The organism is Xanthomonas citri pv. mangiferaeindicae (assembly GCA_002240395.1).
In the GTDB taxonomy this organism is placed as follows: domain Bacteria; phylum Pseudomonadota; class Gammaproteobacteria; order Xanthomonadales; family Xanthomonadaceae; genus Luteimonas; species Luteimonas citri_A.
This window is the reverse complement of the sequence record CP016836.1, coordinates 737,257-757,287: the sequence shown is the minus strand read 5'-3', so window position 1 is coordinate 757,287 and position 20,031 is coordinate 737,257. Positions and strand designations below refer to the sequence as shown.

The following is a 20,031-nucleotide window of genomic DNA, read 5'->3' as shown; positions in this document are numbered from 1 at the left end:
GCAGGGGCAAACAGTGACGAGAATACCGAAAAACCATGTGACGCCGAGCATCACGCATCGCCGTGTCAGCGCGCCCATGCCATGCTGTGTCGATGTCCACGACGACCGCCTCGCTGACCTCCGCTAGCTACGCCGCCCGCATCGCCTTCGTGGTCGAGCTTGCCGAGCATTTGCATGCCTACGGCACGACCGCTCAGCGCCTGGAAGGGGCCGTGATCGCGGTGACCCAGCGGCTGGGCATCGAATGCGAGCCTTGGGTCAACCCCACCGGCATGATCCTGACGTTCAGCGATCCGCTGCGTCCGCCCGGCGATAGTGACACCACCCGGGTGATCCGGATGCCGCCCGGCGAGGTGGATCTGTACAAGCTGTGCGAGACCGACCGGATCGCCGAGCAGGTGATGGCCGGCGGTATGGACCTGGCCGAGGGGCATGCCGCGCTGCGTGCGCTCGACCAGCGTCAGCCGGGCCGGGCTGGCAAAGCACTGCACGTGCTCGGCTTCGCGCTGGTGGCCACCGGCGTGGCCGGGCTGTGGCGGCTGCCCTGGCCCGACATCGCCACCGCCGGCACGATCGGTCTACTGATCGGCCTGCTCGATCTGGTGACCCGCAACGGAACCCGGCTCAAGGAGGCCGGGGAGGCGTTGGCGGGCATGCTCGCCGGCTTCGTCGCCATTGTCGTGTCGGCATTCCTTACCCCGCTCAATCTCAACACGGTCATTATTGCTTCGCTGATCGTGATGCTGCCGGGCATGGCGCTGACCAATGCGATCAATGAGCTCACCAGCCAGCATCTTGTCTCGGGCACAGCGCGGTTCGCGGGCGCCATTACCACGGTGCTCAAGCTGACCATCGGCACGGTCATCGCGTTGGCGCTGGCGCAGTTACTCGGTGTCTCGCCGAATGTGCGCGCGCTGCGGCCGCAGCCCGACTGGGTGGAATGGGGAGCGCTGGTGGTGGCCGCATGTGCATTCGCCATTCTGTTCCGCGCAGGCAAGCGCGACGTGCTGGTGGTCATGGCCGCGGCGGCCTCGGGTTACCTGATCTCGCGCTGGGTCGGGGCGGCGCTGGGGCCGGAGATCGGTCTGTTCGTCGCCGCACTGGTGATCACGGCGGCCGGCAACGGTTATGCACGCTGGGCCGACCGCCCGGGTGCGGTGATCCGGGTGCCCGGCATCATCATGCTGGTGCCCGGCAGCAACAGCCTGCGCGGCCTGATGAACCTGATACAGCAGCAGAACGTCGCCGCTGGCCAAGAGGCCGCGCTGCTGGTGATGAATATCGTGATGGCGCTGATCGCCGGTCTGATCTTCGGCAACGTGCTGCTGCCCGCGCGCAAGAACCTGTGAGCTCAGGCGAAGAGCGCCGGTCCACGCGTCCTGTGATATTCGCGGCGGGGCCGTCGGCCGTCGCCGCTTGGCGTGTCGAGGGCCCTGGTATTGGGAGGTGCGTAAGGTGAATGGGCACAGTTGCAGGACCTGCGCCAGGTGAAACACAAGGAAAAGGCGCCGACGGCGCCTTTTCTTCCTGCGAGCGCCTGATTACTTGATCAGGAACTCTTCGAGCTTCTTGCCCTTCTTGATCTGGGCGGCCAGCCACAAGGGCTGCTTGCCACGACCGGTCCAGGTTTCGGCCTTGTTGGCGGGGTTGCGATACTTCGGCGGCACCTTGCCGAGCTTGCGGCCCTTGGCAGGCCCGGTACGGCCAGCCCTGGCAGGTGCTCCGGCACCGCCGGCCCCGAACAGCTCGGCGACGCTGTAGCCCTCTGCGGCGGCCAGGTCGGTGAGCTTCTTGCGGACGGTGGCCAGCGGCTTGCGCTTCTTGAGCGTGGTCTTGCGCTCCTTGGCCTGGGCAATCAGCGCATCGAGTTGCTGCGGGGAAAATGCATTGAGATCAAACGCCATGTGTACGGCTCCGGCTGGTTAATGGGGGTGACCAGTCCTTTGGCATGGCGGGCATCATAATCGGGATTATCCCAGGAAACAAATCACCGCCGCGCCTGGCATGGTTGCCGGGCGCGGTGCGGGTGGATCGAGGGATTAACCGGCCCCGTGAAGGCGCGAGGAAACTTCAGTCGCGAAGCCTGGAGAACAGCGATTCGCGATCGAGATTCTCTGCATCCGCTGCCGTACGTTTACGATATTCGTAGGTGCCCGACGCCAGTCCACGGCCCGAGACCACAACGCGATGGGGCACGCCGATCAATTCGATATCGGCGAACATCGCGCCGGGCCGCAGGCCGCGGTCGTCGAGCACGGTCTCGATGCCGGCCGCCAACAACTCCCGGTACAGCGCCTCGGCCGCCTCGGCGACATGGGTTTCGTTCTTGGGATTGATCACGCAGACCGCGACCTGCCATGGTGCCATCGCCGCCGGCCAGATGATGCCGTTGTCGTCGTGATTCTGTTCGATCGCCGCGGCCACCACGCGCGACACGCCGATGCCGTAGCAGCCCATGCACGGCACCACGGCCTTGCCGGCGGCATCGAGCACCTTGAAATTCATCGCTTCGGCGTATTTGCGGCCCAACTGGAAGACGTGGCCCACCTCGATGCCACGCGCCATCCGCAACTCGCCCCCATCCTCGGCGCGGTCGCCGGCGACCACGTCGCGAATGTCGGCGACGACGTCCGGCTCGGGCAGGTCGCGACCCCAGTTGACGCCCGCCAGATGCCAGCCTGCCTCATTGGCGCCGAACACGATGTCGGCCATGGCGGCGACCTCCAGGTCGGCCACGACCCGGATCGGTCGACGCGGCGCGACCGGTCCCAGGAAGCCCGGTTCGCTGCCCAGGTAATCGGCGATCTCCGCCTCGCTCGCCAACCGGTAATCGGCCAGGCCCTCGACCTTGGCGAGCTTGATCTCGTTGACGGCGTGGTCGCCGCGCACTAGCGCGAGCACGAACTGCTCGCCGGCCATCAGGGCGATCGATTTGGCGGTGCGGGCCAACGCGATGCCGAGCAGCGCGGCGACGTCCTCGCAGGTTTTCTGGGTGGGCGTCTCCACTCGGCGCAGGGCCTCGCTGGGCGCCGGCCGCTCGCCCGGCGCGGCAGCGCGGGCGGCCTCGACGTTGGCGGCATAATCGGAAGATGTGGAAAACACCAGCGCGTCTTCGCCCGATTCGGCCAGCACGTGGAATTCCTGCGAGGCGTCGCCGCCGATCGCACCCGAGTCGGCCTGCACCGCGCGAAAGTCCAGGCCCAGCCGGGTGAATATCCGGGTATAGGCGGCGTGCATCTTCTGGTAGGAGACGGCCATGCCCGCCTCGTCGATGTCGAACGAATAGGCGTCCTTCATGAGGAATTCGCGCGAGCGCATCACGCCGAAACGCGGGCGAATCTCGTCGCGGAATTTCGTCTGGATCTGGTAGAAGTTCAGCGGCAGTTGCTTGTAGCTGGCCAACTCGCCGCGGGCAAAATCGGTGATCACTTCCTCGGCAGTCGGCGCATAGCAGAACTCCTGCTCCTTGCGGTCTTTCACCTTCAGCAATTGCGGGCCGAATTTCTGCCAGCGGTCGCTTTCCTCCCACAACTCGCGTGGCTGGATCGTCGGCATCAGCAGCTCGATCGCGCCGGCGGCGTCCATCTCCTCGCGCACGATCGCTTCGACCTTGCGCAGCACGCGCAGGCCCAGCGGCGACCAGAGATAGATTCCCGCGCCCAGCTTGCGCAGCATGCCGGCCTTGAGCATCAGCTTGTGGCTGACGAGCTCGGCGTCGGCGGGCGTTTCCTTTTCGGTACGGAGGTGGAACTGCGACAGGCGCATTGGCGGCATCTGGGTCAGGATCGGACCCGATATTGTGCCACGCAGGCCTGCGGCCCCGCGGCGATCAGCGGCAGTATGCGCGCACTGCGGCGCGGGCCAGTTCCAACTGGTCGACGCGCTGGGCAGGCGAGAGCTCGCGCAATTGGCCGTCGTCGCCGGCCTGTCGGACCGGCGCATCGGTTTCAAGCGCGGCGACGCTGTCCTTCGCCAGGGCACACTGCGTCTGAAGGCCGCCGGCATCGCCGGGCGTGGTGGTCGGGGTTGGCACCACGGGGGCCTCGCCGGACCGGTCGCGCGTCCCGGCCTCGGCCTCCTGGCGGACGGTCCGCAACTGGTAGCGCACGCCCGACGGGGCGGGGTCTGGGAATAGTGGGTGACGCCCGCCGCGTCCTTCCAGGTGTAGACGTCCCCGGCCGTGGCAGCACAGGCCAGCAGCACAAGGCAGAGCAGGGCAAGGGCACGGCGCATGGCGGGCTCCAGGAGCCGGGTGGGGGACGGGCGCGATTCCAGCACCCGGGGGCCTGGCATGCAACCGTTGGGCCGACGGCCGCGGCCGTCCAGGCGCTACACTCGTGCGATGAGCGAGACCGACCCCACACCGCGCCGCGGCCGCGGCATCTACCTGCTGCCGAACCTGTTCACCACCGGCGGACTGTTCGCCGGCTTCTTCGCGATCATCGCCGCGTCCCAGGGCCGGTTCACGGCCGCGTGCCTGGCGATCTTCGTGGCCGCGATCCTCGACGGCATCGATGGGCGCGTCGCGCGGCTCACCAACACCCAGAGCGAGTTCGGCGTCCAGTACGACTCGCTGGCCGATCTGATCAGTTTCGGTATGGCGCCGGCGATGGTGATGTACCACTGGGCGCTGTTGTCGCTGCGGCTCGATGGGCCAACGCTGGGCAAGATCGGCTGGCTGGGCGCGTTCCTCTATGCCGCCTGCGCCGCGCTGCGGCTGGCGCGATTCAACAGCCAGGTTGCAACGGTCGACAAGCGCTACTTCGTCGGACTGGCGAGCCCGGCCGCGGCCGGTTTGATGGCCAGTTTCGTCTGGACTTGCCACGAGTTGGAGTTCAGCGGCGACGACCTGCGCTTCGTCGCGCTCGGGGTGACCGTCGTGGCGGCGCTGCTGATGGTCAGCCGGATCCGCTACACCAGCTTCAAGGGCAGCGGCCGTGGTCCGCGCTCGGACCGGGTGCCGTTCGTGGCGCTGGTGGTCGCGGTCGGCATCCTGATCGCGCTGTGGGTGGATCCGCCCAAGACCTTGCTCGCCGCGTCGCTGCTGTACGCGTTGTCGGGTCCGGTGCTGTGGTGCCTGCGGCGGCGGGGCGGCGCAGGCGTGACGCCATGATCTGGGATGCGCTGCAGTGCGCCGCGCTCGATGCGCTCGGGCATGTGCGCTATCGGGCGCAACTGCCCGGGCAGACGCTGCCCGACGATGCGCTGCTCGACGCCTTGCTGCGTGCGGCTGGCCGCAGCCGCGACGCCGAGGACGCGTTCGCGATCTATCGCAGTCTGGGCGAACTGCGGGCGCTGCGCGATGCGCAGGCCAAGCGCGCGCTGTGGCCGACCCTGCGGCGGTTGCGCGCACGCGCGGGCTGACGATGGACGCGCCGATCGACATGCCCAACTCGCGCGCCGCCGCAGCGACGCTGCGGCCGATGCGGGACGACGATCTGGATGCGGTGATGGCGGTCGAACTGCGCGCCTACCCGTTTCCGTGGACCCGCGGCATTTTCGAAGATTGTCTGCGCGCGGGCTATCCGGCCTGGGTGCTGCACACCGACGGGGACATCCTGGGCTATGGCGTGCTCAGCATCGCGGCCGGCGAGGCGCACGTGCTCAATGTCTGCGTCGATCTCCATGCCCAGGGCCGCGGGCTGGGGCGGCGGCTGTTCCGTGCGCTGGTGGACACCGCGCGCCGGCACGGCGCCCAGCGGGTGTTCCTGGAAGTGCGCCCGTCCAATCCGCATGCGATCGCGCTCTATCACGACGAGGGCTTCAACGAGATCGGCCGCCGCCCGCGCTACTACCCGGCGCATTACGGGCGCGAAGACGCAATTGTGATGGCACGCGAGCTGCTCGACCCCTGACGGCGCGGCGTCGGCCGGATCGGGCAGACTGGTCGCCCGCGCACCGCACCACAGGAGCCAGGCCATGCACGGCCCCCGGATCGACGATGAAAAACGCATCGCGCTGCTGATCGATGCCGACAACGCCCCCGCCTCCAAGATCGATGTGATCCTGGCCGAGATCGCCCGGCACGGCGTGGCCAATGTCCGCCGCGCCTACGGCAACTGGAAGAGCCAGCATCTGTCGGGATGGGAAAAGGTGCTGCACGAGTACGCGATCCGTCCGATCCAGCAGTTCGCTTACAGCACCGGCAAGAACGCCTCGGACATGGCGATGGTCATCGATGCGATGGACCTGATGTACGCGCGCAACCTCGACGGTTTTGCGATCGTGTCGAGCGATGCCGACTTCACGCCGCTGGTGATGCGTCTGCGCAATGACGGCTACGGGGTCTACGGCTTCGGCCAGGAAAAGACGCCGGCGCCGTTCGTCAAAGCCTGTTCGACGTTCCTGTACCTGGAGCAGTTGCGCGCCCTCGACGAGCCCGACCATGCCGGCACCGGCAAGCCGCGGACGTCGGCCGAGCTGCAGGCCGATCGCGAACTCGTGCAGTTGCTGCGCAATGCGGTCGCTGCCGCCGCTGACGATGCTGGCTGGTCGCATCTGGGCGCGGTCGGCAGCCATGTGCGCAACCAGGGCTCGTTCGACGCGCGCAACTACGGCTACCGCAACCTCAGCGCATTGATCGACGCCGTCGGCCTGTTCGAGGTCCGTCGCGACGGCCAGGCCGTGGAGATTCGCGAGGCGCCGAAGCCGACGCCGAAAAACCGCAGCCCTCGAGGCGCCTCAAAGAACTGAGCGAGGGCATCGGCGCGTCGCGCAGCCGATGCCGAGCTCAGTACAGATCCACCGGGTCGATATCCAGCGACCAACGCGTCCGCCGCGCCTCGGGGAGCGCGTGGATCGCCGGCAACGTTGCCTCGAGTACGCCGTGCAGGCGCGCCCGGTGGTCGGCGGCCAGCAGCAATTGCGCGCGATAGGTGCCTGCGCGTCTGGGCATGGGGCGGCGACTGGGCCGTCGAGCGACAGCGTCGGTGCGCCGTTCGCGTCGCGCCCGCTGTGGGCGGCGAGCAACGCGCGGGCCGCGTGCAGGAACGCCATCGGCGGTTGGGCATGCGGCGATTCGGCACGCAGCAGCGCCAACGGCACGAACGGCGGAAAGCCAGCCGCCTGGCGCTGGTCGAGCTCTTGGGCGGCGAAGGCGTGATAGCCGCCGTGCACCAGCGTCTGCAGCAGTGCATGGTCTGGGTGGTGAGTCTGCAGCAGCACCTGCCCGGCCTTGTCGGCGCGGCCGGCGCGGCCGGCGACCTGGATCAACAGTTGCGCCAGTTTTTCGCCGGCACGGAAATCGGCCGAGAACAGGCCTTCGTCGACCCCAACTACGCAGACCAGGGTCAGGTTCGGCAGGTCGTGCCCCTTGGCGAGCATCTGCGTGCCGATCAGGATGCCCGGACGCGCGCCCAGTTCTGCAAACAGGCGTTCGAGCGCATCGCGTCGCCGCGTGCTGCCGCGGTCGATGCGCAGTACCGGCACGTCCGCGAAACGCGCGGCCAGCAGTTCCTCCAGCCGTTCGGTGCCGATGCCCTGCGGCTGCAGGCCCAGGCTGGCGCAGTCGGGACAGGCCGGCGGTGCGCTCTGCCGGTGGCCGCAATGGTGGCACTGCAGCCGGCGGCCGCCGGCGTGCACGGTCATCGGATGGCCGCGTTCGGGCGTGCTGCAGCGCGGGCAGTGTGCGCTCCAGCCGCAGTCGTGGCACAGCAGCACCGGGGCGTAGCCGCGACGGTTCTTGAACACCAGGACCTGGCCACCGGCATCGAGCGCGCCGCGGATCGCGACGAGCAGCTCGGGCGACAGCCCGGCGTCGAGCGGGCGCTTGCGAACATCCAGCACGCGGACCGTCGGGGACGCGCGCCACCCGCGCGTTGTGCCAGCCGCAGGTGCCGGTAGCGCCCGGCCACAGCGTTCTGCAGCGATTCGAGCGACGGCGTGGCGCTGCCCAGCAGCACTGGCACGCCGAGCGCCTTGCCGCGCACCAGGGCGAAATCGCGGGCGTGATAGCGGATGCCGTCCTGCTGCTTGTAGCTGCCGTCGTGTTCTTCGTCGACGACAATCAGGCCGGCATCGGGCAGGGGCACGAACACCGCCGAGCGGGTGCCTACGATCACGCGTGCTTCGCCGCGCCAGGCGGCGGCCCAGACCCGGGCGCGCTCGCCGTCGCCCAGCCCCGAATGCAGCGCATGCACCGGCACGCCCAGACGGGCGCGGAAGCGGGCCAGCGTCTGCGGGGTCAGGCCGATCTCCGGCACCAGCACCAGGGCCTGGCGTCCGCGTGCCAGGCAATGCGCGATGGCCTGCAGGTAGACCTCGGTCTTGCCGCTGCCGGTTACGCCATCGAGCAGCAGCGCGGCGAAACCGTCGGTGGCGGTCACCGCGTCGATCGCGGCGCATTGCTCGGGGTTCGGGCTGGGCCCGGCCTGCGGGGCCGGTGCAAGACAGGACGCGGCAATCGCGATGCGTTCGACCAGGCCCCGCTGCGCGAGTGTGCGGGCCGCGCTGCGCCAGTCGGGCAGCAACAGGTCCAGCGCGTCCTCGTCGCGCGGCGCGGCCTGCAGCAGTTCGGCCAATCGACGCGGGCGGGCGCCTGGCTTCAGGCTTGGGGCCGCCGTCTGGCCGGCTTCGGTCAATTGCCAGGCCCAGGCGTGGGTCTCAGGCAGCGGGTCGCCGCGCCGCAGCGACGCCGGCAGCGCGGTGGTCAGCACCTCGCCCAGTGGGGCGTGGGTGTAGCGCGAGAGCCAGCGCAGCGATGCGTCGAGCTCGCCCGCGAGCAGCGGCGCGTCATCGAGCAGCGCGAGCGCCTCGCGCAGTTGCGGGGCATCGCCGGCCGGTGGCCCCACCTCGGCCACCACGCCGACGAGCTCGCGCGGCCCGAACGGCACCCGCACGCGTCGGCCGACGTGCGCGGGCGTGGCGGGATCGTCCCCGGCCGGCGGCCGATAGTCGAACAAGCGCGGCAGCGGCACCGGCAGCGCGACGCGCAATACCGTGGGCAGGGAGGCAGAGGTGGACACCGGCGCAGTCTAGGCGCTGCGCGATGCCCAGGGCAGGTCCGGCGAGCGGCGTGACGTTGGGTCGGTGCGGATTTGCCGATGTCATCCCCAGCAGTGCCGCCGTGCAGAGGCGTCGCACCGTTTGCAGGCTGAAGTTGCGGACAGATTCACGTTTCCACTGCAAGTGACGGATTGGTAAAGAAATCCGGCTTATCCACACATCCTGTGGATAAGGCTGTGCATGAACGGATTGAACCTCCCTCGTAGTCGGCATTCAGTGCGGTCGAAGTTCGGTTGGACAAAAAAGTGCCAAATCTTACTTCTTATTTATAATCAAAGACTTGGCCGTGAAACATTCCGGTCATGAGGCGCGCGATGCGGCTTGACTTCAGCCAAATGACAGCTTCGTGAGTCCTGTGCACAACATCGACATGCATCCGACGCCTGTGGAAAGCGCAATCGCGCTTGTCAAGACTCGCCTGCATCGACGCGGCCGCTATGATGCCCGGCCCGAACCGTCCTTCCCGATGCGTCCGTCTCCGTCGTCCGTCCCCGGCAACCCGCCTGCCGCTGCCGCATTCCTGCGTGGCGTGGAGCGACGCGCGGCGATGTTCGCGCAGTGGCAATGCGGTGACCTCGACAGCGGAGACGCCGCCGTCGCCGCAGCGATGGCCGAGTTCGTCCGAGGGGCGACCACGGTGCCGTTCGCCGACTGGCCGCGCCGCTTCTGGTCGTTATTGCTCGCGGCCCCGGCGTTGCGCGCCCCCCGGGCCGGCAGCGCGGCCGATGGATTGCCGGCGCTGGACCGCCTGCCCGGCGGGCCGCGCGTCGTTGTCCTGTTGCGGCTGGCGGCTGGCTTGCCCGAGCACGAGGCGGCCGCGGTGCTCGGTGTGTCGCGTGCGACCTATCGGCTCGGCCTGCAGCGCGCCTTGCCGCGGGGCGAAGACGGCAGTCCCGATGTCGCGGCCTGGCGCGCGCTGGCCGGGGCCGTCCAGTCCGGCATCCGAACCTTGCCACCCGACCGCCTCGCACGCTTGGCCGCCCTGCGCGAGGCGGCGCTGCGTGGCCGCGCACCGACGCTGCGGCGCTATCCGGTGGCGCGTGGTGAGGTCGAGGCGGCACCGCCCGAAACGCGAGCGGTGGGGCGGCGCCCGGGTTGGCTGTGGCCAGCGATGGGCGCAGTCGCGCTGGCGACGGTGCTGGCGCTGGCCGCCACCTGGAGCGGGTCGTGGCGTGGCGGGCTGGCCGAGGAGGAGATCCGGATCGAGGCGCTGGCCGACAGCGCCCCGGCGGCACGCTACGACGCGCAGGCCGCCCTGGTGACCGAGCGCGACTTCGAACTGCTGCTGGCGCAGGACGAGGGCACTGGCTGGCAAGCAGACCCGGCGTTCTTTGCCTGGTTGGCGGCGCAGCGCGAGCTTCCGCAGGACAGCACGGCGGACACCCATCTGCAGCCCGCCCAGACCGACGACGATGGCGAACCGGAGACCAGCGATGTGGAGCTGTGAACGCACGTTGCGCCTGCTCGGTGCGTCATTGCTGTTGCTGGCCGGCAGCGTGCGGGCGTTGCCGCCGGCCTTGCCGCTCGAGCGGCTACCCGACCTGGACCGGGCACGCCTGACCGAGCGGGCGGCGCGGCTGGCCACGATGTCGGCCGCCGAGCGCGAGGCGCTGGCGGCACGGCAGGCGGCCTGGGCTGCGTTGCCGGCGGCCGAGCGCGCACGTCGGCGCCTGGCATTCGAGGCGGCGTCCGATCTGCCCGAGGCCGAGCGTGCGCGGCTGCAGCAGGCCGCCGCCTATTTCGACAGCCTGCCCGAGGACGAGCGGCAGGCGCTGCGCCTGCGCTTCGAGCAGTTGGACCTTGGGATGCGCCGCGGCTGGCTGCTCGGCCCGACGCTGGGAGCGATGTGGCCGCAGTTGCATCCGCTGTTTGCGGCGATGCCCGATGCCCAGCGTGCGCCTGCGATCGCGGCGTTGCGGGCGGCGTCGCCCCAAGGGCTGGCGGACCTGGCGTTGCTGGCCCAGCGCACGCCGCCACAGGATCGCGATGCGCTGCGCCGCCAGTGGCTCGCGGTGCCGGCGCCCGAACGCGACGCGTGGCTGCGTGCACGCGTCGCGCCATAACCCTTCCGGGCTCAGGCCGCGTACAGCGCGTAGCCGGCCATCGGGATCGCGACGCTCAGAAACAGCACGACGTACAACGGGCCGATCGCCGCGAACTTGACCAGCGTCCAGGGCCAGGACTGGCCGTAGACGCGCTTCTGCATCGCCAGCAGGTACAGCGGCAGCGCGCACAGCAGCAGCGTCTGTCCCCAGCTCAGCGCACGTGCCGCCCAGCCGGCATGGGGAGCGAGCCAGCCGCCGGCGAGCGCGCAGCAAAACACCAGCAGCAGGCCGAGCATCAGCGCCGCGTGGCTGTAGAGCGCGATGACGACGTGCTCGAGGTAGAGCCGGCGCTGGAACAGATAGGCCAGCTTGAGCAGCAGCGCGAACAACGGGACCAGGATGAACAGCGCCGTCGGTGCGGCCCCCAGCAGCGCACGGCTGAAGGCGCCGGGGTCGTCGCGCATGCGCATGAGGTTACGTTCGATGCGTTCGGCCAGCGGTCCACCGATCGTCGGCGGTGTCGGACTGTCGGCGGTGGCCGTGGCGTCACGGGCCGCGGCTTCGCCCTGCGCCGCACCGTCTTCGTGTGCGCCTGCGCCCGCGTTCCCGCCCAGCGCGTGGATCCGTGCCTGCGCCTGCTGTCGGAGCAGCGCCTCGGCGCTGTCGAGCTGTGTCCGCACGCCGGGGAGCGCGCCGGTGACGTGGCGGGTCTCCTCCAGATCGCGGAGCACGTCGTCGCGGACCTGCACCACTTCGGCGACCGTCGTGGCCGCAGCGATGCGTCCGTGCGTCTCGCGGTCGAGACTGTCGGCCGCGATGGCGAACGTCGCGCCATCGACGAGAAACTTGGCAACGAAGAACGTCAGCAGCGTGAGGATCACGAACAGCCGCATCGGCGCGACGTAGCGCACGCGTTGTCCGGCCAGGTAGCGCGCCGCGACGCGACCGGGCACCACCAGATCACGCAGGGTCCGGAAAATGCGTCCATCGAGATGCCAGAAGGACTCGAACACCTCCTCGATCGCATGGCTGGCGTGGCGGACCGGGCTGTGGGTGGACTGGCCGCAGCGATGGCAGAACGCGCCCTGCAGCGGGGTCTCGCAGTTCTCGCAGGCGGCGGGCGCCGGATCGTGGGCATGAGGCATGGGCAAGTATCGGTTCGTGTCGCGGTAGACGATGCGCGCGACTGGGAGGCCCGCGGTTGCGATTGCGCCTTCGCCCGCCGGCCGATGGCCGTTCCCCCGGGATCCGCGCGATGCCCGTAAAATAACGGGCTTGCGCGCCCCGGCGCCAGCGCACGCATCGGTTTCGTACGCGCGGCCGCAGTCGCCAGAGTGGTCCCCATGTCTTCCCCGCCCGCCATCCCGCGCTTCGGCCATGAAGTGCGCAGCACCGCCTTCCTTGCCGCCCCACTGGTCGCCGGCCATGTCGCCACCGGCCTGATCGGCTTCGTCGATTCGGTCATTGCCGGCCACCACGGCACCAACACGCTGGCTGCGGTCGCGGTCGGCACGGCGATCTTCTGGCTGCCGCTGATGGTCCCCATGGGCACCTTGATGGCGGTGCCACCATCGGTGTCGCAGCTCGACGGTGAAGGCCGCCATGCCGAGGTTGGGCCGCTGTTCCGGCAGGCCCTGTGGCTGGCCGCCGGGTTGGGTGCACTGCTGCTGGTACTGCTGACGCTGCTGGCCAACGCGCTGGGGCCGCTCGGCATCGCGCCGGACATCGTGCCGGGGGCCACGGCATTCCTGCACGGCATCCGCTGGGGCGTGCCGGCGCTGACGTTGTACTTCTGCATGCGCTATCTGAGCGACGGCATCCACTGGACGCTGCCGACGATGCTGTTCGGCTTCGGTGGGCTGCTGGTGCTGGTGCCCACGGGCTACGCGCTTGCGTTCGGCTGGGGGCCGTTCCCCGAACGCGGCGCCGGTGGCCTGGGCCTGGCCTCGGCGATCATGATGTGGCTGCAGGCACTGGGCTTTGCGACCTATCTTGCGATGTCCAAGCGCTTCGCCCGCTACGCGCTGTTCTCGCGATTCGATCCGCCGCGTTGGTCGACGATCGGTCCGTTGCTGCGGACCGGATTGCCGATCGGCGTCACGGTGACGATGGAAGGCAGCCTGTTCGTGGTGACCGCGCTGCTGATCGGCCGGCTCGGCGAGATCGAGGCAGCTGCGCACCAGATCGCCATCAATGTCGCCGCTCTGTGCTTCATGGTGCCGTTCGGGCTGGCCGAGGCAACCACGGTGCGCGTGGGCAATGCCGTCGGCCGTGGGCTCGGCAGCGCCGGCGTGCGACGCGCCGGGTTCGCAGGGCTGGCCCTGGTGCTGGCGACCCAGACCCTGTCCGGCATTGCGCTGCTGCTGGGCCACGACCACGTGGTCCGCGCCTATACCCAGGATGCCGCGGTCGCGTCGCTGGCCGGCGCGCTATTGCTCTACGCCGCGGCGTTCCAGTTTCCCGACGGCATCCAGGCGCTGTCGGCGGGTGCGCTGCGCGGGCTCAAGGACACCCGGGTGCCGATGTTCCTGGCCGCCGCGGCCTATTGGGGCGTGGGCATGGCGCTGGGCGCGGGCCTGGGCTTGGGCCTGGGCTGGGGGCCGAAGGGCATGTGGATCGGCCTGATCGCTGGCCTGTCGGTGGCCGCGGTGCTGCTGGGCGGCCGGTTTCTGCGCACCAGCCGGCGCGTGACGACGCCGTTGCCGGATCAGCTGTCACAGTGACCACCGGCGCATGCATTCGGCCGGTCGCCCGGGTAGTCTGCCGCGGTGGACCGGACCGTCGGTGGCAGCGCCGATACTGGCAGCCGACCCGGGCCCTTTTCTAATGGAGTCGTATCGAGCATGAGTACCGTTGTGCAGCCCCCGCGCGCGCCGTTGACGCGCTTCATCGTCGGTCTATGGGACGGCATGAACTTCATCCGCAGGCTGATCCTGAACCTGCTGTTCTTCGGTCTGTTGTTCCTGTTCGCGCTGCTGGTGTTGCTGGCGATCGTCGGCGGCGGCTCGCGGCAGGCGCCGCTGCTCGACCGCACGACGCTGGTGATCGCACCCGAAGGCGCGCTCGTGGAGCAGTACCGCAGCGATCCGCTGACGCGCGCGCTGGCCGAAAGTGGCGGCGGTGGCACCGGCGAAGTGCAGCTACGTGATGTGCTGCGCGCGCTCGAGGCCGCCAAGCAGGACGACCGGATCGAGCGCGTGCTGCTGCGGACCGACCGACTGACGTTCTCGGGGTATGCGTCGATGCGCGAAATCGCCGACGCACTGGCCGAGTTGCGCGCGGCCGGCAAGCAGGTGGTCGCCTTCGGCGAGTACTTCGGCCAGCAGCAGTACCTGCTCGCCGCGCAGGCGGACGAGGTCTACCTCGACCCCGAGGGCGGCATGATCCTCGAAGGTCTGAGCGGCTATCGCCAGTACTACCGCGAGGCGCTGGCCGACAAGCTGTCGGTGGACATGCATTTGTTCAAGGTGGGCGAGTACAAGTCCGCGGCCGAGCCGTTCATCCTCGACAGCGCCTCGCCCGAGTCGAAGGAAGCCGACCTGTACTGGATGAACGACATCTGGCAGCGGCACGTGGCCGACATCGCCAAGGCACGTGGACTGACGCCCGAGGCGATCAACGCCGAGATCGATTCGCTGCCCGCCGGCATCGAGGCGGCGCAGGGCGATCTGGCGCAGTACGCGCTCGATCACGGCTACGTGGATGGACTCAAATCCTTCGAGGAAGTCGAGCAGTTGCTGGTCGAGCGCGGCGTCGCCGACGACGATGCTGACGGCGGCTTCCGCCAGATCGCGATGCGCGACTTTCTGGCCCACGTCGAGCCGCGGCCCACCGACCGCCGCGCCCAGGTCGCGGTGGTCGTCGCCGAGGGCGGCATCACCGGCGGCGACCAGCCGCCGGGCACGATCGGTGGCGAGTCGACTTCGGCGCTGCTGCGCGAGGCGCGCGAAGACGAGCACGTCAAGGCTGTGGTGCTGCGCGTGGACTCGGGCGGCGGCGAGGTGTTCGCCTCTGAGCAGATCCGCCGCGAAGTCGATGCGCTCAAGGCCGAGGGCAAGCCGGTGGTCGTGTCGATGGGCGACGTCGCCGCATCGGGCGGCTACTGGATCAGCATGAACGCCGACCGCATCTATGCCGATGCTTCGACGATCACCGGCTCGATCGGCATCTTCGCGCTGGTGCCGACGTTCCCGCGGACGCTCGAGAAGATCGGCGTGCGTACCGACGGCGTGGGCACGACCCGTTTCGCCGGCGCCTTCGATCTGTCGCGCGAGCTGCAGCCCGAGGCCGGGCAGGCGATCCAGGCGATCATCGATCGCGGCTACCGCAACTTCATCGGCAAGGTCGGCGATGCGCGTGGTCGCAGCAGCGAGGAGATCGACACGGTCGCGCGTGGCCGCGTTTGGAGTGGCACCCAGGCGCTCGACCGTGGCCTGGTCGACGAACTTGGCGGTCTGCGCACCGCGATCGCCAAGGCGGCCGAACTCGCCGAACTCGGCACCGACCGCTGGCGCGTGCGCTACATCGAGAAGACCGCGACGCCGTTCGGGCGCTTCCTGACCGGCCTGGTCAGCGGCCGCGCCGGTAGCCTGCTGCTGGGCCACAGCGACTTGGCACGCGGGCTGCTGTCGCGCGCCGCGCCGCGGGCAGAACAGGACCTGCGCCTGCTCGAGAGCGTGATGACGCCCGTGCCCGGCAAGCCGGTCAAGGCCGTCGCCTACTGCTTCTGCGAGCTCTAGTCCCTCCCGCGCAAAGCCAAACCGGGGTCAGAGCGCAATTCTTTTTGAATTTGCACTCTGACCCCGTTTCTTTCTGACCCCGATTCCTTTTAGCGACGGACGTCCAGGCGGCCGCTGTCGACGAGGGCGGCGACGTCGTCCGCGCCGACGAGGTTGAAGTCGCCGGGGACGCTGTGCTTGAGCCGGGCCGCGCCCAGGCCGAATGCCAGGGCCTGCGCGTCGGTCATGCCCGACAGCACGCCGTGCAGCACGCCGGCGGCGAAGGCATCGCCGCCGCCGATGCGATCGACGATGCCGTCGACCGGTAATGGATCGAGCCGATGGACCGCGCCGTCGCGATGCACGAGCAGGGCGCCGAGCAAGTGGCTGTCCACACTGCGCACGTCGCGCTGGGTGCAGGCGATTCGTTGCAGATGCGGGAAACGCGCGAATGCGCGTGCAGCGGCGGCGATCGTGCGCTCGGCGGGCGGCAGGTCCGCCTCGCCGGGCTCGGGCCCCAGAATCAGATCGACGTCGCGATAGTCGATGAACGCGAGGTCCGCCTCGGCCAGCAAGGCCTGCAGCAGCGGTGCGGGCCGGTCGTTCCACGTTGCCCACAGCTTCGGCCGGAAGTTGCCGTCGAACGACACCAGCGCGCCATGTGCGTGCGCGGCACGGACCGCGTCGGCGGCGGCCTGCGCACTGGCCGGGCCGACCGCAGCGGTCACTCCGGACACGTGCAGGCAATCGATGCCGTCCAGCAGCGACGGCCAAGCGTAGGTCTCGGCCGCGGCGCGTGCGAACGCCGAGTCGGCGCGGTCGTAGACGACATCGCTGGGGCGCAGCCCGGCGCCGGTCGCCAGGAAGTACAGGCCCATGCGCCCGGGAACGCGGTGGACCCGCGACACGTCGACGCCGTGGCGGCGCAGTTCGCCGAGCGCGGCCTCGCCAAGCGCGTTGTCGGCGACGGTACCCGCGAAGGTGCTGTCGTGGCCGAACCGGGCGAGCGAGACCGCGACATTGGCTTCCGCGCCGCCGACGTGGACCTGCAATTGCCGGCTCTGCAACAGGAGCTCGCGCCCTGGCGCGCCCAAGCGCAGCAGCAGTTCGCCGAAACAGAGGATGCGCTTGCTCATGAACGATGACCTGTGGGGTGGGCCGGCGACGCGCGCAGGCCGGGATGTGAGTCTGTCGCGCCGCAGCATGCGTCGCCGGCGGCGTTCTGATAGCGTTTGGCCCGCGGTGTCATTTCGGGCGCCGTCACCACATTAGCAAGCGCGACGATGCAGTCAAGCCGCGCCACACCATGCACCGGCCACCCTGGGAGGGGACGTATGAGGCAGTGGGTCGATTCAAAAAAGACACCGGTTACCTTGTTGGCAACTGGCATCGCGCTGGCGCTGCAGGCGGCCGCTTTCCCGGTGCTCGCGCAGCAGCCCGCCGGTGCTGACGACCAGGCCGCCGAGCTCGATACAGTGCGGGTGGTCGGCTACCGCGCGAGCGTGGAAAAGGCGCTCGACATCAAGCGCGGCGAGGCCGGCGTGGTCGATGCGATCGTGGCCGAGGACATCGGCAAATTCCCCGATCTCAATCTCGCCGAATCGCTGCAGCGCATTCCCGGCGTGGTGATTGCGCGGGACGCGGGCGAAGGCAGGCAGATCACCGTGCGCGGGCTGGGCCCTGATTTCACACGCGTGCGCATCAATGGCATGGAAGCGCTGACGACCGTCGGTGGATCCGACCAGAGTGGCGGCTCCAACCGCGGGCGTGGCTTCGACTTCAACGTGTTCGCCTCCGACTTGTTCTCGCAGTTGATCGTGCGCAAGACCGCGTCAGCGGACGTGGAAGAAGGCTCGCTCGGCGCCACGGTCGACCTGCGGACCGCGCGGCCGTTCGATTATGACGGCCTCACCGTCGTCGCCAGCGGTCAGGCGAGCTACAGCGACATGGCGGCGAAGGCCGACCCGCGGGTCGCCGGTTTGATCGCCAATACCTGGGCTGATGGTCGCTTCGGCGCACTGCTGTCGGCCGCCTACAGCGAACGGCAGACGCTGGAGGAGGGCAGTGGCACCGGACGCTGGGCCAACGGGCTGAGCAATGGCGGCTTCAACGGATGTCCCACGTCGACGAGTCCGACCAACACCTCGCCGTTCCCGGACGCGTGCCGCAGCGACGTCTATCATCCGCGCTTCCCGCGTTACACCTTGATGGAGCACGACCAGAAGCGCACCGGGGTGACGGCCTCGCTGCAGTTCAAGCCCAACGACCGTATGGAGTTCGCACTCGACGGCCTGTACTCGAAGATCGACGCGGTTCGCGATGAGAAGTACATCGAGGCGATCTCGTTCAGTCGCGGCAATGCGAACCCGAACCCTGCGACGAACCCGTTGACCGGTAAGCCGCACACCATCGTCCGCGACGGTGTGATCGACGGCAACGGCGCATTGGTCTACGGCCTGTTCGACGATGTCGACATCCGCTCGGAGAACCGCCACGACGAGTGGAACACAGTCTTCAAGCAGTTGACGCTGGACGGCAAGTTCGACGTCACCGACGACTTCACCCTGTCCGGAAAGATCGGTACCTCAAGCTCCGTGCACGAGAACCCGATCCAGACCACGATCATCATGGACAAGTACAACGTCGACGGCTACAGCTATGACTACCGGGGCGATCCCTATAAGCCGGTGTTGAACTACGGCATCGATCCGCTCGATCCGACCGGCTGGACACTGGCAGAAATTCGCTTGCGGCCCCAGTACGTGGAAAACGAGTTCGACACCGCACAACTCGATTTCAACTGGAACATCAGCCCGGGCTTTCGACTCAAAGGCGGTATCCAGGCCAAGGATTACACGTTCTCGACGCGTGAGCTACGCCGGAGCTCGGAACTCGCTGTACCCGTATTCGCCGACGGCAGCCTCGTTGTCCCACCCGACTTGACCAGTCAGGGCAACTTGAGCGGAATCGACGGCAGCCCGGGCAGCTGGGTGATCCCGAGCTATGAGCGCATCGCCGACTATTTCGACATCTATAGTGGCGAAGGCACATTTACCTTACTCGATCGTCCGGTGAACAGCCGCAGCGTCGAGGAGCAGGATCGCGGCATCTACCTGCAGGGCGAGTTCTCGACCGATCTGGGCAGTATTCCGTTCTCGGGCAATTTCGGCGTGCGCTATGTGCGCACCAAACAGTCCTCGACCGGTATCGCGACTGCCAGCGGCACGCCGGTCGTCTCGACCGTGTCGCGCGAGTACAGCGACACGCTGCCGTCGATGAATCTTGTCGCGGAGATCGCGCCGGACTTCCTGATCCGCTTCGGTGCCGCGCGTGTGATGTCGAGGCCGGGACTGGGCTCGTTGACGCCGGGTGTCACCGTCAACGTCAGTGGCGGTGCGCGCACTGTCAGCGGTGGCAACCCGACACTCGATCCGATCCGCGCCGACACCGCCGATCTGGGCTTCGAATGGTATTTCGACGAAGGCGCGATGCTCGGGCTGGGGCTGTTCTACAAGGACCTCAAGACGACCATTCAACCGTTCCGAGAAGTGCGCAGTTACGCGTCGAGCGGACTGCCGGCCAGCCTGCTCGAAGGGACGGGGGCGACTGTCAACGACGACTTCGTCTTCAGCGTGCCGCTCAACACACCTGGTGGTCCGCTCAAGGGATTCGAGGCGAACTATATTCAGCCCTTCACTTTCCTGCCCGGTGCATGGCGCAACTTCGGCGTGCAGCTCAACTACACCTACGTCGACACCGACATCCAGTACGTGACGTCGAGCGGCGCGACCTCGCTGCGCGAGCGCCTGCTCGGCTCGTCGAAGACGTCTTGGAACGCGACGCTGTTCTACGAGGGCGAGAGCTTCTCCGGACGCGTGTCGGCCACCAATCGCGATGATTACCTGATCCTGGTACCCGGCCAGGAGGCGGGCTTCACCGATGACGTGCATGGACAGAATGGGACCACGATGATCGATGCGTCACTACGCTACCGGATCAGCGATCAGATTGAACTTAGCCTGGAAGGGATCAATCTCACCAACGAGCCCTCGGAAACCTGGATCGGTGCGGCCTCTCGCCTGCCGCTCGACTACAGCGAGACCGGCCGCCAGTATCTGCTGGGCCTGCGCTACAAGTTCTGAGCGATCTGTGTGTGGCAAAACGGGGCGGCCTGCGGGCCGCCCCGTTTTCGTATGTGCGGATCAGCGACGCGCAGACGTGTGGCGGCATCGTGCTCGGTGCCCATCGCATGTGCAATCCACGCA

15 protein-coding genes and 1 pseudogene are annotated in these 20,031 nt (G+C 68.5%); 10 read left to right on the top strand and 6 right to left on the bottom strand.

Features of this window, described 5'->3' with window-relative positions; translation table 11 throughout:
* Positions 1 to 92 precede the first annotated feature (92 nt).
* On the top strand, positions 93 to 1,349 hold the full coding sequence (locus BEN78_03240; GenBank protein ASR42548.1) for a hypothetical protein: 1,257 nt from the start codon (positions 93 to 95) through the stop codon (positions 1,347 to 1,349).
* Between the two features lie 192 nt (positions 1,350 to 1,541).
* Here the strand turns inward: BEN78_03240 and BEN78_03235 are convergent, their stop codons facing one another.
* The 3 genes from BEN78_03235 to BEN78_03225 form a co-directional block, all read right to left on the bottom strand.
* Positions 1,542 to 1,904 (bottom strand): DNA-binding protein, encoded by a 363-nt coding sequence (locus BEN78_03235; protein ID ASR42547.1) that lies wholly within the window; start codon positions 1,902 to 1,904, stop codon positions 1,542 to 1,544.
* A gap of 166 nt (positions 1,905 to 2,070) precedes the next feature.
* Complete coding sequence (locus BEN78_03230; GenBank protein ASR42546.1) at positions 2,071 to 3,765, bottom strand: proline--tRNA ligase; 1,695 nt, start codon at positions 3,763 to 3,765, stop codon at positions 2,071 to 2,073.
* A gap of 64 nt (positions 3,766 to 3,829) precedes the next feature.
* Positions 3,830 to 4,108 carry a hypothetical protein gene (locus BEN78_03225; GenBank protein ID ASR42545.1) on the bottom strand — a complete coding sequence of 93 codons (279 nt, stop codon included), beginning with the start codon at positions 4,106 to 4,108 and terminating at the stop codon, positions 3,830 to 3,832.
* A 234-nt stretch (positions 4,109 to 4,342) separates the two neighbouring features.
* Here BEN78_03225 and BEN78_03220 point away from each other — a divergent pair, with 234 nt between their 5' ends.
* The 4 genes from BEN78_03220 to BEN78_03205 all read left to right on the top strand — a co-directional run bounded on the left by BEN78_03220 (position 4,343) and on the right by BEN78_03205 (position 6,693).
* Complete coding sequence (locus BEN78_03220) at positions 4,343 to 5,113, top strand: CDP-diacylglycerol--serine O-phosphatidyltransferase (protein ASR42544.1); 771 nt, start codon at positions 4,343 to 4,345, stop codon at positions 5,111 to 5,113.
* Complete coding sequence (locus BEN78_03215; protein ASR42543.1) at positions 5,110 to 5,364, top strand: hypothetical protein; 255 nt, start codon at positions 5,110 to 5,112, stop codon at positions 5,362 to 5,364. The genes BEN78_03220 and BEN78_03215 overlap by 4 nt, the downstream gene beginning before the upstream one ends.
* A gap of 2 nt (positions 5,365 to 5,366) precedes the next feature.
* On the top strand, positions 5,367 to 5,855 hold the full coding sequence (locus BEN78_03210) for a ribosomal-protein-alanine N-acetyltransferase (GenBank protein ID ASR44882.1): 489 nt from the start codon (positions 5,367 to 5,369) through the stop codon (positions 5,853 to 5,855).
* 64 nt (positions 5,856 to 5,919) lie between these two features.
* Complete coding sequence (locus BEN78_03205) at positions 5,920 to 6,693, top strand: hypothetical protein (GenBank protein ASR42542.1); 774 nt, start codon at positions 5,920 to 5,922, stop codon at positions 6,691 to 6,693.
* Between the two features lie 37 nt (positions 6,694 to 6,730).
* On the opposite strand, the pseudogene BEN78_03200 reads toward BEN78_03205, so the two are convergent.
* A pseudogene (locus BEN78_03200) lies at positions 6,731 to 8,945 on the bottom strand (primosomal protein N').
* A gap of 413 nt (positions 8,946 to 9,358) precedes the next feature.
* Here BEN78_03200 and BEN78_03195 point away from each other — a divergent pair.
* Positions 9,359 to 10,450 (top strand): hypothetical protein, encoded by a 1,092-nt coding sequence (locus BEN78_03195; GenBank protein ASR42541.1) that lies wholly within the window; start codon positions 9,359 to 9,361, stop codon positions 10,448 to 10,450.
* On the top strand, positions 10,437 to 11,066 hold the full coding sequence (locus BEN78_03190) for a hypothetical protein (GenBank protein ASR42540.1): 630 nt from the start codon (positions 10,437 to 10,439) through the stop codon (positions 11,064 to 11,066). The genes BEN78_03195 and BEN78_03190 overlap by 14 nt, the downstream gene beginning before the upstream one ends.
* An 11-nt stretch (positions 11,067 to 11,077) precedes the next feature.
* Here BEN78_03190 and BEN78_03185 read toward each other — a convergent pair whose 3' ends face one another.
* Positions 11,078 to 12,256, bottom strand: a complete 1,179-nt coding sequence (locus BEN78_03185; GenBank protein ASR44881.1) for a hypothetical protein — start codon at positions 12,254 to 12,256, stop codon at positions 11,078 to 11,080.
* 135 nt (positions 12,257 to 12,391) lie between these two features.
* On the opposite strand from BEN78_03185, the gene BEN78_03180 reads away from it, so the two are divergent.
* Together BEN78_03180 and BEN78_03175 are read left to right on the top strand one after the other, a co-directional pair.
* Complete coding sequence (locus BEN78_03180; GenBank protein ASR42539.1) at positions 12,392 to 13,771, top strand: MATE family efflux transporter; 1,380 nt, start codon at positions 12,392 to 12,394, stop codon at positions 13,769 to 13,771.
* Between the two features lie 120 nt (positions 13,772 to 13,891).
* Positions 13,892 to 15,787 (top strand): signal peptide peptidase SppA, encoded by a 1,896-nt coding sequence (locus tag BEN78_03175; GenBank protein ID ASR42538.1) that lies wholly within the window; start codon positions 13,892 to 13,894, stop codon positions 15,785 to 15,787.
* 89 nt (positions 15,788 to 15,876) lie between these two features.
* On the opposite strand, the gene BEN78_03170 is transcribed toward BEN78_03175, so the two are convergent.
* Positions 15,877 to 16,902: a 2-keto-3-deoxygluconate kinase gene (locus BEN78_03170; GenBank protein ASR42537.1), complete on the bottom strand. Its 1,026-nt coding sequence runs from the start codon at positions 16,900 to 16,902 to the stop codon at positions 15,877 to 15,879.
* 198 nt (positions 16,903 to 17,100) lie between these two features.
* Between BEN78_03170 and BEN78_03165 the strand changes: the two genes are divergently transcribed.
* On the top strand, positions 17,101 to 19,908 hold the full coding sequence (locus tag BEN78_03165) for a TonB-dependent receptor (GenBank protein ID ASR42536.1): 2,808 nt from the start codon (positions 17,101 to 17,103) through the stop codon (positions 19,906 to 19,908).
* The last annotated feature ends 123 nt before the right edge of the window (positions 19,909 to 20,031 follow it).

Excerpts from the sequence above, each read along its gene's own strand:
- BEN78_03240 (ASR42548.1), top strand. The coding sequence starts at position 93 with ATGTCCACGACGACCGCCTCGCTGACCTCCGCTAGCTACGCCGCCCGC.
- BEN78_03235 (ASR42547.1), bottom strand. The coding sequence starts at position 1,904 with ATGGCGTTTGATCTCAATGCATTTTCCCCGCAGCAACTCGATGCGCTG.
- BEN78_03230 (ASR42546.1), bottom strand. The coding sequence starts at position 3,765 with ATGCGCCTGTCGCAGTTCCACCTCCGTACCGAAAAGGAAACGCCCGCC.
- BEN78_03220 (ASR42544.1), top strand. The coding sequence starts at position 4,343 with ATGAGCGAGACCGACCCCACACCGCGCCGCGGCCGCGGCATCTACCTG.
- BEN78_03215 (ASR42543.1), top strand. The coding sequence starts at position 5,110 with ATGATCTGGGATGCGCTGCAGTGCGCCGCGCTCGATGCGCTCGGGCAT.
- BEN78_03210 (ASR44882.1), top strand. The coding sequence starts at position 5,367 with ATGGACGCGCCGATCGACATGCCCAACTCGCGCGCCGCCGCAGCGACG.
- BEN78_03205 (ASR42542.1), top strand. The coding sequence starts at position 5,920 with ATGCACGGCCCCCGGATCGACGATGAAAAACGCATCGCGCTGCTGATC.
- BEN78_03190 (ASR42540.1), top strand. The coding sequence starts at position 10,437 with ATGTGGAGCTGTGAACGCACGTTGCGCCTGCTCGGTGCGTCATTGCTG.
- BEN78_03180 (ASR42539.1), top strand. The coding sequence starts at position 12,392 with ATGTCTTCCCCGCCCGCCATCCCGCGCTTCGGCCATGAAGTGCGCAGC.
- BEN78_03175 (ASR42538.1), top strand. The coding sequence starts at position 13,892 with ATGAGTACCGTTGTGCAGCCCCCGCGCGCGCCGTTGACGCGCTTCATC.
- BEN78_03170 (ASR42537.1), bottom strand. The coding sequence starts at position 16,902 with ATGAGCAAGCGCATCCTCTGTTTCGGCGAACTGCTGCTGCGCTTGGGC.
- BEN78_03165 (ASR42536.1), top strand. The coding sequence starts at position 17,101 with ATGAGGCAGTGGGTCGATTCAAAAAAGACACCGGTTACCTTGTTGGCA.